This is a genomic window from Cellulomonas sp. APG4, from assembly GCF_009996735.1.
In the GTDB taxonomy this organism is placed as follows: Bacteria; Actinomycetota; Actinomycetes; order Actinomycetales; family Cellulomonadaceae; genus Actinotalea.
Genome location: NZ_JAACYI010000003.1, coordinates 18585 through 34460 on the forward strand (window position 1 = coordinate 18585; position 15876 = coordinate 34460).

Genomic DNA, 15876 nt, shown 5'->3' on the forward strand with positions numbered 1-15876 from the left:
ATAGCGTCACCGTCTGTGCACTTCGTCATCATGGGCTGCGGCCGCGTGGGAGCCACGCTCGCCCAGTCGCTCGAGTCGCGTGGCCACTCGGTCGCGGTGATCGACCAGAACCCCGATGCCTTCCGTCGCCTCGAGGCCGAGTTCACCGGGCGTCGTGTCACGGGTCTCGGCTTCGACCGCCAGACGCTCGTCCAGGCCGGCGTCGAGGACGCCTACGCGTTCGCTGCGGTCTCCGACGGCGACAACTCGAACATCCTCGCCGCGCGCGTGGTCCGCGAGACCTACGGCGTCTCCAACGTCGTCGCACGGATCTACGACCCGCACCGCGCCGAGATCTACCAGCGGCTCGGCATCCCGACGGTCGCGACGGTGCGCTGGACGGCCGACCAGGTGCTGCGCCGCATGCTCCCGATGGGCGCGACGGACGAGTACCGGGACGCGTCCGGGCAGGTGGTCATGGCCCAGATGGACATCCACCCGGGCTGGATCGGGCTCCCGCTCACCCACATCGAGCAGGTGACCGGGACCCGGGTCGCCTACGTGACCCGCTACGGCGACGGGGTGCTGCCCGGCCCCGACACGGTGCTCCAGGAGAACGACCTGGTCCACCTCATGGTTCTCGCGACCGAGGTCCCGCGGGTCGAACGCGTCCTGACGCACGTGCCGCCGGAGGTCGAGGGATGAAGGTCGTCATCGCGGGAGCGGGCTCGGTCGGTCGGTCGATCGCCACGGAGCTGCTCGCCAACGACCACGAGGTCACCCTCGTGGACAAGCAGCCGAGCGCGATGCGTGTCGCCTCCGTGGCCGACGCGGAGTGGCTCCTGGCCGACGCGTGCGAGCTCTCGACGCTCACCCAGGCCAAGGTCGACGAGTGCGACGTGATCGTCGCGGCGACTGGCGACGACAAGGTCAACCTCGTGGTCTCGCTGCTGGCGAAGACCGAGTACGGCGTCCCGCGCACGGTCGCCCGGGTCAACAACCCCAAGAACGAGTGGATGTTCGACGAGGCCTGGGGCGTCGACGTCGCGGTCTCCACGCCGCGGATCATGACGGCGATGGTCGAGGAGGCCGTCGCGGTCGGCGACCTCGTCAAGATCTTCACGTTCCACCAGTCGGGTGCCGAGATCCTCGAGCTGACGCTGCCCGAGGACGCCCCGCTCGTGGGCGTGCGGGTGGGTCAGGTGGTCTGGCCCCCGGACACGGTGCTCGCCGCGATCGTGCGTGGCCCGCGCCCCATCGCGCCGAGCCCCGACGACACCCTCGAAGCCGGCGACGAGCTGCTCATCGTGGCGGGGTCCCAGGCCGATCTTCCTGCTCTGCACGAGCTGCTGGTGAAGCCACCAGCAGCCACGTGAGCCACAGGCCGAGCGCGAACAGCGGCAGGCCCATCGCGAGCTTCGCCGTGCCGAGCCAGCCCACGGCCTCCTCGCCCTGCAGCCACAGTGGGACCTGTACCGCGAGCCGGGCCGAGAACAGGCCGACCCACAGCCACGTGGCCCACGCGTAGCGACGACGCAGGTGCGCGGCCGCGACTCCCGGTGCGGTGCGCCACGACATGTCACGCCCACGCAGGAGGCTCACGAGCACGCCCACGACGGGCCAGCGCACCAGGATCGACACCAGGGCCCCCAGCGCCCACGCGACGTTCACCCACAGCCCGTACGTGAAGTAGTCCTGGGCCTCGCCCGTGCGCCAGGCCCAGATCGCGCCGATGCCGACGCCGGCCACCCCGGAGAACGCCTGGGTGGCCGGCGTCCGTTGCACGAGTCGCAGCACGACGGCGAGGGCGGCCGCGGCGAGCGAGGCGACGAGGGCGGGTGCCAGGTCGCGCGTCGCGACGAACACGACGACGAACAGCAGGCCCGGTGCGATCGACTCGACCGCTCCCCGGACACCTCCGACGGCGTCGGCGAAGCTGAACTCGTCGCCCGCGAGCGCCTGCACGCCACGACCGGTGCGCGGAGCCCGAGGGTCGCCGTCGGCCTGCTCAACCATGGGGCCGCGCGCTCAGCTCGTAGCGGGGGTTGAACATGGTGCGCCGACCGTCCTGCGTGCAGACGAAGCCGCGCAGCCGTGCGCGCCTGCCGGGCTCGATGCCCGCGATCCTGCGCTGACCGGTCCACACCACGCGCAGGGCGCCGCTGCCGTCGTAGAGCTCGGCCTCGAGCGCCGGCACGTTCTCGCGCGCCCGGAGCGTGACGCTGCGCAGCACGCCCGCGACCTCGGCGGGCTGCCGGTCGCGCAGGTCGGCAATCGCCGCGCAGCCGCGCCGCGCGCTCTCCTGGCGTTCCTCGGTGGCCTCGAGCTCGGCCTGCGACGCCACGAGGGCGTGCAGCGCGCCCCGGAGGCGCCCGACCCGCTGCGCCGTCGTCGCCATCAGCGGGTCTCGGTGATCTCGGGGCCCCGCTCGAGCGGGTCGGCCGCGGGCTGCGGCGGGGGCACAGCGGCCGGCCGCTGGCCCGGGAGGTGGAGGGCGAGCAGCTCGCGCGGCACCCGCGGCTCGCTGCCCCGGACCACCACGGCGTCGGCGAACACGCCCTCGAGCACGGTCGCCTCGGCCGGCTCGACAGCGGCCCGACCCGTCAGCACGCCGCGCAGGAACCAGCGCGGTCCGTCGTAGCCCAGGAACCGCGCGGGTCGGTGCCCGGTGCGTCCTTCCTGCGTGCGCACCGGCAGACGCGCGAGCAGCTCGCGCCCGAACGGGCCCGGCAGGTCGTCGACCGACCCGCCCTGCTTGACCACCGACTCCGCGATCTCCGCCCGGATCTCGTCCCAGATGCCCTCGGTGCGCGGCGCGGCGAAGACCTGGAGCTGGAGCGCCGAGCCGCCGAGCGACACCGCGGCCGCCGTCACGGTCTTGGAGCTCTTCTCGACCTCCATGCGCAGCTCCATGCCGTCGCGGCCGGGCAGCCACAGGGCGCCCAGGTCGAGCCGGCGACCGCGCTCGGGGACCTCGCTGACGTCCCACGGGCCACGTTCTCGGGCCGTCGCGTCGGACGAGGACGAGGCGGGCCCGTCGGCCGACGTCGTCGGCTCCTGGTCCTGCGCCGGCTGCTTGGCACGCCGGAAGACGCTCACACTGCCTCCTGAAGAACGGACACCACGACGATAGACGCCCTGGGCATCCGGACCCTACTCGGACGCCCCACCCGGGCCCCAGCCGCCGCTCGACCCGAAGCCGTTGGCGCCGCGGTGCGAGCCGGGCAGCCGCTCGGCACGCACGAACCGGGCGTGCTCGACCCGCTGGACCACGAGCTGGGCCACGCGGTCCCCCCGGCGAAGCACGACCTCCTCGTCACCCGTGTTCAGCAGCGTGACCTGGATCTCGCCGCGGTAGCCGGCGTCGACGGTCCCCGGCGCGTTCACCACGGTGATCCCGTGCCGGGCCGCGAGGCCCGAGCGGGGGTGCACGAAGCCCGCGTACCCGTCCGGCAGGGCGATGCTCACCCCGGTCGGCACCGTGCTGCGCGCGCCGGGGGCGAGCACGACGTCGACCCTGGTCACCAGGTCGGCCCCGGCGTCACCGGGATGGGCGTAGGCAGGTTCGGGCAGCTCGTCGTCGAGGAGCACGAGCAGCACCTCGACGGGTGCGGCGCTGGGCTGGTCCACGCCGGGGAGCCTAGTGCGCAGGCGCTGTCGGCACCGGGACGTCCGTGGGTGCGCGGCGCCATCGGTGACCGCCGCGCCGTCGGCCGGGGATGGGATGCTGGGCACGTGAGCACCACGAGCCCGTCCCCGCGCACCACGAGCCCGTTGCACCGCGAGCGCCTCTGGCCCGGTCCGCTCGGCTGGTCGCTGGTCCTCGGATTCGCCGTCCTCGTGACGATCTCGCTGCACCCCGTGCGCCCCGCGGTCGCGTACGTCGTCGGCGCAGCGAGCCTGGCGGCAGGTGCCGCCGTGGCCGTGCGCACAGCCGCGGTCGTGGAGGTGCGCGACGGTGAGCTGCGCGCGGGGCCGGCGCACATCCCGGTGGCGCTGCTCGGGCCCGCCCGCGTGCTCGACAAGGACGGCGTCCGAGCCGCCCTCGGTCCCGGATCGGACGCCCGCACGTTCGCGGTGCTGCGCGCCTGGGTGCCGGGGGCCGTGCACGTCGAGGTGGCCGACCAGGCCGACCCGACACCCGCGTGGCTGGTCTCGAGCCGGCGTCCCGAGGCCCTGCGCTCGGCCCTCGAGGCCGCGCGCGACTGAACGGACGGCGCTGCGGCGCGGGCGAGGCGGCGAGGCGGCGACGCGGCGCGACCGACCGGCTCCTGCCTGCGGTCCCCGGGGACGACGAAGGCCCGGGGAACGTCCCCGGGCCCGTCGGTGGTGGTGCCGCACGACACCTGCGCCGCGTGCGTCAGGCGCACTCGGAGCAGATGAGCTCGCCGTTCCTCTCGCTCGCGAGCTGGCTGCGGTGGTGCACGAGGAAGCACTTCGAGCAGGTGAACTCGTCGGCCTGACGCGGGAGGACCCGCACCGAGAGCTCCTCACCCGAGAGGTCCGCACCCGGGAGCTCGAAGCCCTCGGCGGCCTCCGTCTCGTCCTCGTCGACCACGCCCGAGTTCTTGTCGGATCGGCGCGCCTGGAGCTCCTGGAGGGAGTCCTCCGAGAGGTCCTCCTCGGTCTTGCGCGGGGCGTCGTAGTCGGTGGCCATCAGGCGTTTCACACTCCGTGTCGTCCAGGTCCGTGACGTCACGGCGGGTCGCCGTCCGACGTCGGTACGTACTCAATGCACGACCGGCGTCCGTTGTTCCCGCTGCGATCGGCGAGGGGATTGTGCACCATGCCGGGGTGCGAGGACCAACACGCGCGCCGACGGGCCCCGCACGGAAGCCCGGACGGTCAGGCCTCGTCGGAGTCGGCGTCCAGCTCCTCGAGCAGCGAGACGAGCGCCTCGACCGTGGGCGCGGGTCCCGCGACCGTCATCTCGGTGGTGGCGGGGGCCCCGCGCAGGCCTCGCACCACTCCCCCTGCCTCCGCGACCACGAGGCTCGCGGCCGCCAGGTCCCACGCGCCCAGGCCCCGCTCCCAGTACGCGTCCAGGTTGCCCGTCGCGACCATGCACATGTCGATCGCCGACGAGCCGATGCGCCGCACGTCACGCACGCGCGGCAGCACCTCGGCCACCACACGCGCCTGCACGCGCTTGCGATCGGCCCGGTAGCCGAACCCGGTCGCGACGAGGCTGCGGTCGAGGGGTGCGGGCTCGTTGACGTGCACGGGCCTGCCGTCGAGCCGCGCGCCGAGCGCGGCCCCCGCCGTCCACGTGCGGCCGTCCGCGACCGCGTGCACGCAGCCCGCGACGACCGTCCACGTCGCAGGGTCCGGCTCGCCCACGACGGCGGCCACCGAGATCGCGTAGGCCGGGATCCCGTAGAGGTAGTTGACCGTGCCGTCGACCGGGTCCAGCACCCAGGTCACCCCGCTCGAGCCCGCGACCAGCCCCTCCTCCTCACCCAGCACGCCGTCGTCGGGCCGCTCGGCCGCGAGGCCGCTGCGCAGCAGCTCCTCGGACGCGAGGTCCATCGCGGTCACCACGTCGATCGGGCTCGACTTGGTGGCGGCGACGTCCACGCGGTCCGGCCGACCCTCGAGCACCAGCCGTCCCGCGGCGCGGGCGAGGCGCTCGGCCGTCGCGACCAGCTCGGAGACCTCGGCGGCGGGCAGGGGCGAGGACGCGGGAGAGCTCATGCCTCCATCCTGCCCGACCACCCACGGCTCCCGCCCGGCCGCGGCACACCGGCCCGCCTCCCCGCGCCGCGCGCGCCCAGGTGGCACTCTCGTACCTGACGTCGGAGGTGACCATGAGCGAGCTCGAGCTGGTCGGTCTGCACGAGGACGGTGAGCACATCGTCCTCCAGGGACCGGACGGTCAGCGCTTCCGCCTGCCCATCGACGAGGCGCTCCGCGCGGCCGTCCGCCGCGACCGGCCGCAGCTCGAGCAGGCACGCGTCGAGGCCGCGGGCGCCCTCCCGCCGCGCGAGATCCAGAGCCGCATCCGTGCGGGTGCGAGCGCCGAGGAGGTCGCCGAGGAGTCCGGCATGAGCCTCGCGGTGGTCCGCCGGTACGAGGGCCCGGTGCTCGCCGAGCGCGACTTCGTCGCGAGCCAGGCGCGCGCCACGCGCATCGGGCACGACGCGAGCGCCCCCGTGCTGGGTGACCTGGTGACCGACCGCCTCGCGACCCGCGGGGTCGAGGCGGCCACCATCGCGTGGGACGCCGCGCGTCAGGGCTCGGGACCGTGGACGGTCCAGGTCACGTTCACCGCCGGCGACGGCGAGCGCAGCGCCCGGTGGGTCTACGACGCGGGCGCCCGCACGGTACGCGCCGTCGACGACGAGGCACGGTGGCTCTCCGAGACCGAGCTCGCGGACGAGCCGATCCCGCGTCGCCACCTCGCCGCCGTGCGTGACCAGGTGTTCGACGTCGAGGTCGACGAGGCCCTGCGCCCCGTGCTCGCCTCGGTCGACCTGGCACCCGCACCCCAGGCCGAGCCCGAGCCCGAGCCGGACCCGCAGGCCAGCACCCACGCGCTGCTCGACGACCTCACCGACCGCCGCGGGGTGCGGCAGGAGCTCTCGCTCGAGGGCGACGACGACGAGGACTTCGAGGGCTTCGGCCCGCAGCACACCTTCGACTTCGCGGAGGACCTGGGTCCCGTGCCCGCGGCGCACCCACCCCACTCGCGGCCCGAGGAGGCCGTCGACGCGCGCGTCCTCGACATGCCCGCTCGGCGCGGCCCGGAGGCCGACCACGCGACGCGGCCGCCCCAGGAGGAGACGCTGCCGCTCGCCGACGTGGGGCCCGGCGGTGAGCCCGCGCCCGAGGCTGCCCGCGACGAGGCCGCGGCCGACGAGGCCCCGGCCCCGGCGCGCAGGTCCCGCAAGGGTCGGGCGAGCGTGCCCAGCTGGGACGAGATCGTCTTCGGGGCCCGTACCGACTGAGCGACGTCAGCCGCCTGCACGCTCGAGGTCGAACGGCAGCGTGTCGGCGGGCGGCGCGAGCGCGCGCGCGACGGCGACGGTCATCTGCCGCATGTGGTGACGGCGGCAAAGGACCTCGTACCCCACGGTGGCGGCCGCATCGGTGTCCCCCACGACCACCTGCTCGCCCTCGACGACCATCACACCGCCCACCGTGCGCGCGTTGTGCGTGGCCCGCGCGCCGCACCAGCACAGCGACATGACCTGGAGCACCTCGACGCGGTCGGCGAGCTCGATGAGGCGGGCCGAGCCCGGGAACAGCCGGGTCCGGAAGTCGGCGGTGATGCCGAACGCGTAGACGTCGACGCCCATCTCGTCCACGAGGGCCGCGAGCTGCTCGACCTGGGTGGGCGAGTAGAACTGGGCCTCGTCGCACACCAGGTAGTCGACCCGTTCACCGCGCGTCCGGCGCTGGACGACGTCGTCCCAGAAGTCCGTGGCGTCGGTCACCTCGACGGCCGGGTGACGCAGGCCGAGCCGCGACGAGAGGACGTCGGGGCCGCCCCGGTCGTTGCGCGTGAAGATGACGCCGCCGCGGCCGCGTGCCGCGTGGTTGTGGTCGAGCTGCAGCGCGAGCGTGGACTTGCCGCAGTCCATCGTCCCGCTGAAGAAGACCAGCTCCGCCATGCGTCCTCCCCCGTCAGGTCACGACCACGAGGGGGACGAGCATCTCCCCGGGTGTGAACGAGCCGTGCATGCCGCGCAGCTCGAGCGAGCGCGCGGTCTGGGTGCGCGAGTCACCGACGCCGCCGTCGCCGGTGGCCGCGACGACGACGTCGCCCAGGAGCGGGCGTACGTGCTCGGAGACCTCGCCGAACCACCCCGCCGCGACGGCCTCGTCACGGCGCGCGAGCACCACCGCGTCCCCGAGCACCTCCTGCCAGCGGGTGAGCACGTCGTCCACCTGACCCGCTGCGACGTGCAGGTGGCTCGCGCGCGGCTCACCCGCGATCAGGGGCACGTCCTTGCTGAGCGCGGGCGTGCTCGCGACGTCCACGACGCCGCCCTGCGGCACGTCGACCATGCCGTGGTCGGCCGTGACCACGAGGACGGTGCCGCGTGGCATGGACCGCGCCAGCCGGGCCAGCTCGCGGTCGAGCGCGGTGAGCTGGTCGGCCCACTCGCGCGAGCGCCAGCCGTACTGGTGGCCCGCCTTGTCGACGTCGCCCCAGTAGAGGTAGACGAGCCCCGGTGCCATGAGCTCGAGCAGGGCCGCGTCGACGCGGTCGGCGAGGCCCTCCGCGCCCACGTACCGCGCACCGCGCAGCGCAGCCTCGGTGAGCCCCGACCCCTCGAACCGCGGCGGGCCCACCGACGTCACCTCGCGGCCCCCGTCACGCAGACGCTCGAACACGGTGGCCTCACGCTGCCAGCCGTGAGGGTCCCCCGCGCCCTCCCACGAGACGAGGTTCGCGAGCGACCCGGTGTCGGGGTTCCGCACCGTGTAGCCGACCATCCCCGTGCGTCCCGCGGGCAGGCCGGTGCCGAACACACCCATCGAGGCGGCCGTGGTCGACGGGAAGGCCGCCGTCAGCTCGCGCGCGTCCCCGAGGGCGGAGCGCAGGAACGGGGCGTGCCCGCTGCGCTCGGTCAGCATCCGGTGGCCCAGGCCGTCGACGAGCACCACGCACACGCGTTCCGCCGCGGGGAGGCCGAGCCGCGCCGCGCGCGCGGGCGCCCCGACCCCGGTGGCGCCGAGCGCGTGCGCGCACGCCGGGAGCACGTCCGTCAGGCTCGGTCCGGCGTACCCGGGTGCGACGAAGCCGGCCGCCGCGAAAGCCGCGTCGAGCGCTGCCGTCATCGGGACGCGACGTCGACGGCCGACAGCGCGCGGGCGAAGGCGAGCGCGCCCCGGACCGCCTCCTCGCCCTCCGCGTGGGCCGACACCCGCACGACGACGTCGTCGGGCGCGCTCGTCCCGGTGAAGCCGTGATCGGCCTCGCAGGCGGGGTCCCCGCACGTCGCGGGCTCGAGGTCGAGCCGCTGCACCCCGCCCCACCCCAGCGCGAGCGTCACCTCGGCCGGCAGGGCACCCGGCCGGTGCCGCGCCGGGTCCGGGACCACGTGGGTCAGGGAGACCGTGCGCAGGTTGCGCAACGGGACCGACTCCGTGGTCGCGGAGGCGCTCGCGGACGGGTGCTCGCTGTCGGCAGGGTGGTCGTCGACATGCGCGAGCACCAGGCGCGAGGAGGTCAGGGCGAGCACCGTGACGTGGCGGCGCACCTCGGCGGAGTCGAACGTCGTCTCGGGGTGCACCAGGTGGGCGACCACCTCCTCGCCCGCGAGCGCGACGTCCATGACGTCGCCCACGAGCTCGGGGTAGTAGCCCGCGAGGTGCAGGCTGCGGCGCAGGTCGGTGGTGTCAGGCACCGGCCCATCCTTCCATCCCCGGCGGTGTGGCCACCGCCCCCGTCCACCGTGCCGCGCGCTGCTCCGACGCTCCGCGGCGCGCTCCTCACTCGGGCAGGGCGCGTCGGCCGCCGTCAGCGCGGCCGCCCGGCTCGCTCGCCAGGGTGACGCGCGCCGCGAGCACGGAAGCGCCCTGCTCGCCCACCACGACGGGGTGCAGCTCGAGGCCGTGCAGCTCGGGAAGGTCGTCGGCGAGCACCGCGACCCGGGCCAGCACGTCCTCGAGCGCGGGCACGTCGAGGGGTGCGACACCGCGGTAGCCGAAGAGCCGGGGCGCGGCGCGCACCGACCGGACCATCTCGGCGACGTCCACCTCGGTGAGGGGCGCGACCCCGTAGCTCACGTCACCGAGCAGGTCGACCGCGTCGCCCGCGAGGCCGAACGAGACCACCGGGCCGAACCGTGGGTCCTCCGCGCTGCGGATCACGCATGCGGCACCCGCCGGGGCCATCCGCTGGACCTCGACGGTCGCGGCCGCCTCGCCGGCGGCCGACAGGTGCGCACGCATCTGCGCCATCGCGTCGCGCAGCGCCTGAGGTCCCGAGACGTCGAGCCGCACGCCGCCCAGGTCGATCCGGTGGCGCAGGTGCTGCGCCGTGCTCTTGAGCGCGACCGGCCAGCCCAGGTCCTCGGCCGCCGCGACCGCGTCGTCGACGTCGGCCACGACGCGGGTCGGCCAGACGTCGATGCCGTAGCACCCGACGAGCCGTGCGGCCCGCTCGGGTGGCAGCGTGAGCTCGGCGCCGGGCGGCACGCTCGCGAGGGCCTCGTCGACGAGCGCGCGGGCCGCGGCGCGGTCGAGGCCGGGCGGGTCCAGCGGCGTGCCACGGTCGGCCGCGCGCCAGGCGCCGTAGCGTGCCGCGGCCGCGAGCGCGAGCACGCCGTCCTCGGGTGCTGCGTAGGCGGGCACGGTGCGCGCGCGCCCCTGCGCGTCGGTCGCGGTGAGCTCGGGCGTCAGGCCCGTGTGCCCGAGGATCGTCGCGACGGTGGTGCGGCCCGAGCGTGCCGCGGCCTCGGCCACGAGGCGGGTGAGCTCCGGGTCGACCTCACCCGTCGTCGGCACGTGCACCACGACGACGGCGTCGTTGCCCGGGTCCGCGTACACCGCCTCGATCTCCGCCTCGAGGCGACGCACCTCGTCGGCGTCGCCCGCGGCCGTCGGTCGGACCGCACGCTGCTCCACGACCGTGAGGCCGGCGGAGGCGGCCGCCTCGGCGACGAGGGCCGCGAGGGGCGCCGAACCCGCGACGACGGCGACACGGCGGCCTGCCGGCAGCGGCTGGTGCACGAGGAGCTGGCACACGTCCAGCAGCTGGTGGGTGTTCTCGACCCGCACGACGCCGGCCTGGCGCAGCATCTCCTCGAGCACGCGCCTGGGCGCACGCGTGCGCCGCACCACGTGCCCGGGCGGGACCACGTGACCCGAGCGTCCCGCGGGCAGCACGACCACCGGCTTGGTCGCCGCGAGCCGTCGGGCGACCCGCGCGAACTTGCGCGGGTTGCCGATCGACTCGAGGTACAGGCCCACGACGTCGGTGCTCTCGTCCTCGGTCCAGAACTGCATCGCGTCGTTGCCCGAGACGTCGGCCCGGTTGCCCGACGACACGAAGGTCGACAGCCCGAGGCCGCGGCGGCGGGCCGAGGCGAGCATCCCCACCGCGAGCGGCGCCGACTGGCAGAACAGCGCGAGCCCACCCGGTCCGGGCAGCTCGGCCGCGAGCGAGGCGTTGACGCCGGGGTGCTCGGCGGTCGGCTGCCGGAAGAAGCCGTAGGACGCGGGCCCGAGGACCCGCATCCCGGCGGCGTGCGCGGTCCGCACGAGGTCGCGCTGGAGCTCGAGCCCCTCGGGTCCGGTCTCGGCGAACCCCGCGCCCAGCACGACGACGGCGTGCGGCCGCAGCCGCGAGGCGCGTCGGACCACGTGGGCCGCCTGGGCCGCGGCGACGGCGAGCACGAGCAGGTCCACGCTCCCCTCCACGTCGGCGAGGTCGGCGCAGCGGCGCACGCCGGGCACCTCGAGGCCCACCGCGTGCACCTCGAGCCCTCCCCCCGCCACGAGATGGGTCAGGACGGTGCGAGCAGCGGCGGCGTTCGCGTCGTCGGCCACGACGAGCACCGACCGTGGGGTCAGGAGCCCGCGCACCGATCTCGCCTCGGCGCGGTGCTCGCGGTCGGCCATGACCGCGATCGAGCGCTCGGTCGGGTCGATCGCGAAGCTGACCGAGACGATCCCGTCGTCGAGGCTCTGCCGCAGCTCGTAGCCCGCTTCCCGGAACACGCCCAGCATCGCCCCGTTGGTGGGCAGCACCTCGGCCGTGAACCGGCGCACACCGCGTTCGCGGGCGGCAGCGGCGAGGTGCTCGAGCAGCACCGACCCCACGCCGCGTCCGTGGTGGTGGTCGGACACGTTGAACGCGACCTCCGCGACCGTGGGCTCGATCCGGTCGAACCGCGCGACGCCGATGATGTGCTCGGTCTCGTCGATCGTCGCGAGCGCGACGATCGCGACCCGGTCCACGTGGTCCACCACCGTGAAGCGCTCGAGGTCGCGTGGGCCGAGCCGCTCGAGCGGCGCGAAGAACCGGAAGTAGGTCGACCTCTCGGACTGCGCGACGTGGAACGCCTGGAGCGCGTCCGCGTCCTCCGGCCGGATGGGGCGCACGTGCGCGGTGCCGCCGTCACGGAGCACGACGTCGGCCTCCCACCGCGTGGGGTACGCGGGGGGCGGGGACGCGGGACGGTCGTCGTCGGCCATGGCAGTCAGGCTAGGGGGTCCCCCGTCGACGTCACGGGTCCGACGGCCCCTCCGTCCGCGCGTCGGGTCGGCGCACGGCCCCGTACGGTGGACAATGGTCCGTCCCGGCCCTGTGCCGCCCGCACGACCGCACCCCGAGGAGCCCCCCGAGCGATGGCCCGCCGCCGCACCGGAACGACCGACCCGGCCGACGCCCCCGTCGAGGAGACGATCGTCGACATCGACGTCGCCGCGGAGATGGAGGGCTCGTTCCTCGAGTACGCGTACTCGGTCATCTACGCCCGCGCGCTGCCCGACGCGCGTGACGGTCTCAAGCCGGTGCAGCGCCGCATCCTGTTCCAGATGGCCGACATGGGGCTGCGCCCCGATCGCGCGCACGTCAAGTCGGCCCGCGTGGTCGGCGAGGTGATGGGCAAGCTCCACCCGCACGGCGACACCGCGATCTACGACGCGCTGGTACGCATGGCGCAGCCGTTCTCGCTGCGCCTGCCGCTCGTGGACGGGCACGGCAACTTCGGCTCGCTCGACGACGGCCCCGCCGCCCCCCGCTACACCGAGGCGCGCCTGGCCCCCGCCGCGATGGCGATGGTCGCCGACCTCGACGAGGACGTCGTCGACTTCGTCCCGAACTACGACAACAAGCTCACCCAGCCGGGCGTGCTGCCGGCGGCGATCCCCAACCTGCTCGTCAACGGCGCCTCGGGCATCGCCGTCGGCATGGCCACCAACATGGCGCCGCACAACCTCGTCGAGGTCGTCGCCGCGGCACGCCACCTCGTCGCCCACCCGGACGCGTCGCTCGAGGACCTCATGCGGTTCGTGCCGGGGCCGGACCTGCCGACGGGCGGCAAGATCGTGGGCCTCGACGGCATCCGCGACGCGTACGCGGCGGGTCGGGGCAGCTTCCGGATCCGGGCGACCACGCGGATCGAGAACGTCACGCCGCGCCGCAAGGGCATCGTCGTCACAGAGCTGCCGTACCTCGTGGGCCCGGAGAAGGTGATCGAGAAGATCAAGGAGGGCGTCCAGGCCAAGAAGCTCTCCGGCATCACCTCGGTGGTCGACCTGACCGACCGGCAGCACGGGCTCCGCCTGGTGATCGAGGTCAAGACGGGGTTCAACCCCGAGGCCGTGCTCGAGCAGCTCTACCGCTACACGCCGATGGAGGACTCGTTCGGCCTCAACAACGTGGCGCTCGTGGACGGCCAGCCGCGCACGCTCGGCCTGCGCGAGATGCTCGAGGTGTGGGTGGGCCACCGCCTCGAGGTGGTCCGCCGCCGCTCGACCCATCGCCTGGCGAAGCGCCGCGAGCGGCTGCACCTCGTCGAGGGCCTGCTCGTGGCGATCCTCGACATCGACGAGGTCATCCAGGTGATCCGCACGTCGGACACCGCCGACGCCGCGCGTGAGCGCCTCATGGGCGTCTTCGACCTGTCACACCCGCAGGCGGAGTACATCCTCGAGCTGCGGCTGCGTCGGCTGACCAAGTTCTCGCGCCTCGAGCTCGAGAAGGAGGCCGAGCAGCTGCGGCGGGAGATCGCCGAGCTCGAGGCGATCCTGGCCGACGACGCGTTGCTGCGCTCGGTCGTGAGCGACGAGATGGCGCAGGTCGCCCAGACCTACGGCACGCCGCGGCGCACGATCCTGCTCGAGTCCGCGGGCGGCACCGGCGTCGTCGGTGCCGCGGCACCCGCCCGCGGCCGCTCCGCGACACCCCTCGAGATCGCGGACACCCCCTGCTGGGCCCTGCTCTCGGCGACGGGCCTGCTCGCGCGCACGGCCGACGAGTCCGAGCCCGTGCGCGCAGGACGCAGGTCCTCGCACGACGTCGTGCTCTCGGCGCTGCCGACGAGCGCCCGCGCCGAGATCGGCGCCCTGACGTCACGTGGGCGCGTACGACGGCTGTCCGTGCTCGACCTGCCGGCCCTGCCCCCGACCGACGGCCCGCCGTCGCTCTCCGGCGGGCTGCCGCTGAGCGAGGTGCTCGAGCTCGAGCCGGGTGAGCGCGTGCTCGCGCTCGTCTCGCTCGACGCGGGCACCCCGCTCGCGCTGGGGACCGCGGGAGGCGTGGTCAAGCGCGTGGTCGGCGAGGCCGCACCTGCGCGTGACGTCTGGGACGTCATCACCCTGCGTGACGGTGACGAGGTGGTCGGGGCGGCGGTCGCCGCCGACGACGACGAGCTGGTGCTCGTGACCGACGACGCGCAGCTGCTCCACTTCGGTGCCGCCTCGGTACGGCCGCAGGGTCGGGCGGCCGGGGGCATGACCGGCATCAAGCTCGGTGAGGGCCGCCGGGTGGTGCACTTCGGGGTGCTGCCCGCAGCGAGCCTCGCCGACCCGCAGGCGCCGCCGGTCGTCGTGACGGTCGCGGGCGCGGCGGGTGCGCTGCCGGGCACGCAGGCGGGTTCGGCGAAGGTCACGTCGTTCGCGCTGTACCCCGCCAAGGGACGCGCGACCGGAGGCGTCCGGGCGCACCGGTTCCTGCGGGGCGAGGACGCGCTGCTGCTCGCCTGGGTCGGCCCGTCCCCCGCCCGGGGCACGGGCTCGGGCGGCCAGTCGGTCGAGCTGCCCGAGGTCGACCAGCGGCGGGACGGCTCGGGGACGCCGCTCGCGGCCCCGCTCCACGCGGTGGGCTGAGGGCCGCGCCGCGCCGTCGTCCCGGGGTCGAGCCGGGGAGCGACGACGTCAGATCTCGACGCTGTAGAGCACCTCGCCGTGCACGGCCTCGTAGCCGAGGCGCGCGTAGAGGCCGTGCGCGCCGGTGGGGTTGTCGTTGTCGACGGTGAGCACCGCGTACTCCATGCCGTCGGCCCGGAACGCCTCCATCGCGCGCGTGAGCAGGGCCACTGCCACACGCCGTCCGCGCCACGCCCGTCGCACGCCGAGCAGGTCGGTGTAGCCGCACGTGTAGCCGAGGACGGGCCAGTCCTGCTCGTAGCGTCCCGCGAGCGTGTAGCCCACGACGGCGCCGTCGCGGTCGACCGCCACGAAGCTCCAGCCCGGGGCGAAGTGGGTGCGGTGCTGACGCCAGGTCTCGGGCGACTGCGGCTCGGAGCCCCAGTGGTCGGCGAACACCTCGTTGTGCACCGGGAGGGCCGCGTCGTCGAGCTCGTCGGACCACGGGAGCACCCGCACCCCGTCCGGAGCGGCGACCTCGGGAAGGGGCGCACGCAGGTCGCGGCGCATCGTGGTGTACCAGCGGACGGGGCTGAAGCCGGCGGCCGCGTACAGGCGTCGCTGGTCGCGTGCGTCCTCGTCGACGTAGACGGCCAGCCGCGCGGGCGCGGTCTTGCCGGTCGCGGCGAGGAGCTGCCGGCCGCGGCCCTCCATCCACGCGAGCACCGCGCGTCCGATGCCGCGCCCGCGCCACTGCGGGTGCACCGTCCCCCGCAGGAACGCCCGCACGGTGCGCTCGTCGTCGGGACGCACCTCAGCCATCGCGAACGCGCGCAGCACGCCGTCGTGGTCGAACCCGCCCAGGGTGTCGGTCCGGGGGGTGCGCCACGAGCCCTCGAACAGCTCGCGCACCTCGGGAAGCGAGCTCACGCGGGGCGACCGGTCGTGCTCCTCCGAGGCACGCAGCAGGCCGTGCAGCGCCTCGGCGTCGTCGTGGCCGAGCGCGCGCCACGTGAGCTCGAGGTGGAGCGGCGGCAGCTCGAGCACCTCGGGGGCGTCGGCGCGGTCGGCGATCGGGTCCATCGTCCTCACACCCCCAACCTAGCCACCGCGGGCCGCGCGCCGCGGGTG

16 protein-coding genes are annotated in these 15876 nt (G+C 74.9%); 5 read left to right on the plus strand and 11 right to left on the minus strand.

The annotated features are described in order from the left end of the window. Positions 1–30 precede the first annotated feature (30 nt). Together GXB85_RS03360 and GXB85_RS03365 are read left to right on the plus strand one after the other, a co-directional pair. On the plus strand, positions 31–684 hold the full coding sequence (locus tag GXB85_RS03360; RefSeq protein WP_161916442.1) for a TrkA family potassium uptake protein: 654 nt from the start codon (positions 31–33) through the stop codon (positions 682–684). Beyond that, positions 681–1355 carry a TrkA family potassium uptake protein gene (locus GXB85_RS03365; RefSeq protein WP_161916239.1) on the plus strand — a complete coding sequence of 225 codons (675 nt, stop codon included), beginning with the start codon at positions 681–683 and terminating at the stop codon, positions 1353–1355. Before GXB85_RS03360 ends, GXB85_RS03365 begins: the two co-directional genes overlap by 4 nt. Here the strand turns inward: GXB85_RS03365 and GXB85_RS03370 are convergent. Genes GXB85_RS03370 through dut form a run of 4 tightly spaced genes read right to left on the minus strand, consistent with a single transcriptional unit; the run spans position 1282 to position 3609 of the window. After that, positions 1282–1995, minus strand: a complete 714-nt coding sequence (locus GXB85_RS03370; protein ID WP_161916240.1) for a DUF3159 domain-containing protein — start codon at positions 1993–1995, stop codon at positions 1282–1284. The genes GXB85_RS03365 and GXB85_RS03370 overlap by 74 nt on opposite strands. After that, on the minus strand, positions 1988–2377 hold the full coding sequence (locus GXB85_RS03375; RefSeq protein WP_161916241.1) for an OB-fold nucleic acid binding domain-containing protein: 390 nt from the start codon (positions 2375–2377) through the stop codon (positions 1988–1990). The genes GXB85_RS03370 and GXB85_RS03375 overlap by 8 nt, the downstream gene beginning before the upstream one ends. Beyond that, positions 2377–3078 carry a DUF3710 domain-containing protein gene (locus tag GXB85_RS03380; protein ID WP_161916242.1) on the minus strand — a complete coding sequence of 234 codons (702 nt, stop codon included), beginning with the start codon at positions 3076–3078 and terminating at the stop codon, positions 2377–2379. The genes GXB85_RS03375 and GXB85_RS03380 overlap by 1 nt, the downstream gene beginning before the upstream one ends. 54 nt (positions 3079–3132) lie before the next feature. Further along, positions 3133–3609 carry a dUTP diphosphatase gene (gene dut, locus GXB85_RS03385; protein WP_161916243.1) on the minus strand — a complete coding sequence of 159 codons (477 nt, stop codon included), beginning with the start codon at positions 3607–3609 and terminating at the stop codon, positions 3133–3135. A 105-nt stretch (positions 3610–3714) separates the two neighbouring features. On the opposite strand from dut, the gene GXB85_RS03390 reads away from it, so the two are divergent. Further along, positions 3715–4188 carry a DUF3093 domain-containing protein gene (locus GXB85_RS03390; RefSeq protein WP_370523981.1) on the plus strand — a complete coding sequence of 158 codons (474 nt, stop codon included), beginning with the start codon at positions 3715–3717 and terminating at the stop codon, positions 4186–4188. A gap of 151 nt (positions 4189–4339) precedes the next feature. On the opposite strand, the gene GXB85_RS03395 is transcribed toward GXB85_RS03390, so the two are convergent. Continuing rightward, a complete protein-coding gene (locus GXB85_RS03395) occupies positions 4340–4636 on the minus strand; it encodes a DUF4193 domain-containing protein (RefSeq protein WP_161916245.1) in 297 nt (98 codons plus the stop codon). A 188-nt stretch (positions 4637–4824) separates the two neighbouring features. Continuing rightward, complete coding sequence (locus GXB85_RS03400; protein ID WP_161916246.1) at positions 4825–5673, minus strand: inositol monophosphatase family protein; 849 nt, start codon at positions 5671–5673, stop codon at positions 4825–4827. A gap of 113 nt (positions 5674–5786) precedes the next feature. Between GXB85_RS03400 and sepH the strand changes: the two genes are divergently transcribed. Continuing rightward, entirely contained in the window at positions 5787–6926 is a 1140-nt protein-coding gene (gene sepH, locus GXB85_RS03405) for a septation protein SepH (RefSeq protein WP_161916247.1), read from the plus strand. Positions 6927–6932: 6 nt separating this feature from the next. On the opposite strand, the gene GXB85_RS03410 is transcribed toward sepH, so the two are convergent. The 4 genes from GXB85_RS03410 to GXB85_RS03425 form a co-directional block, all read right to left on the minus strand. After that, positions 6933–7592 carry a thymidine kinase gene (locus GXB85_RS03410; protein ID WP_161916248.1) on the minus strand — a complete coding sequence of 220 codons (660 nt, stop codon included), beginning with the start codon at positions 7590–7592 and terminating at the stop codon, positions 6933–6935. 13 nt (positions 7593–7605) lie between these two features. Then, positions 7606–8766: an alkaline phosphatase family protein gene (locus GXB85_RS03415; protein ID WP_161916249.1), complete on the minus strand. Its 1161-nt coding sequence runs from the start codon at positions 8764–8766 to the stop codon at positions 7606–7608. Next, a complete protein-coding gene (locus GXB85_RS03420; protein WP_161916250.1) occupies positions 8763–9335 on the minus strand; it encodes a DUF5998 family protein in 573 nt (190 codons plus the stop codon). Before GXB85_RS03420 ends, GXB85_RS03415 begins: the two co-directional genes overlap by 4 nt. Positions 9336–9420: 85 nt before the next feature. Then, positions 9421–12129 (minus strand): GNAT family N-acetyltransferase, encoded by a 2709-nt coding sequence (locus tag GXB85_RS03425; RefSeq protein WP_161916251.1) that lies wholly within the window; start codon positions 12127–12129, stop codon positions 9421–9423. A 153-nt stretch (positions 12130–12282) separates the two neighbouring features. Here GXB85_RS03425 and GXB85_RS03430 point away from each other — a divergent pair, with 153 nt between their 5' ends. Beyond that, positions 12283–14766: a DNA topoisomerase (ATP-hydrolyzing) subunit A gene (locus GXB85_RS03430; protein WP_161916252.1), complete on the plus strand. Its 2484-nt coding sequence runs from the start codon at positions 12283–12285 to the stop codon at positions 14764–14766. Between the two features lie 48 nt (positions 14767–14814). Here the strand turns inward: GXB85_RS03430 and GXB85_RS03435 are convergent, their stop codons facing one another. After that, a complete protein-coding gene (locus GXB85_RS03435; protein WP_161916443.1) occupies positions 14815–15828 on the minus strand; it encodes a GNAT family N-acetyltransferase in 1014 nt (337 codons plus the stop codon). Between the last annotated feature and the right edge of the window lie 48 nt (positions 15829–15876).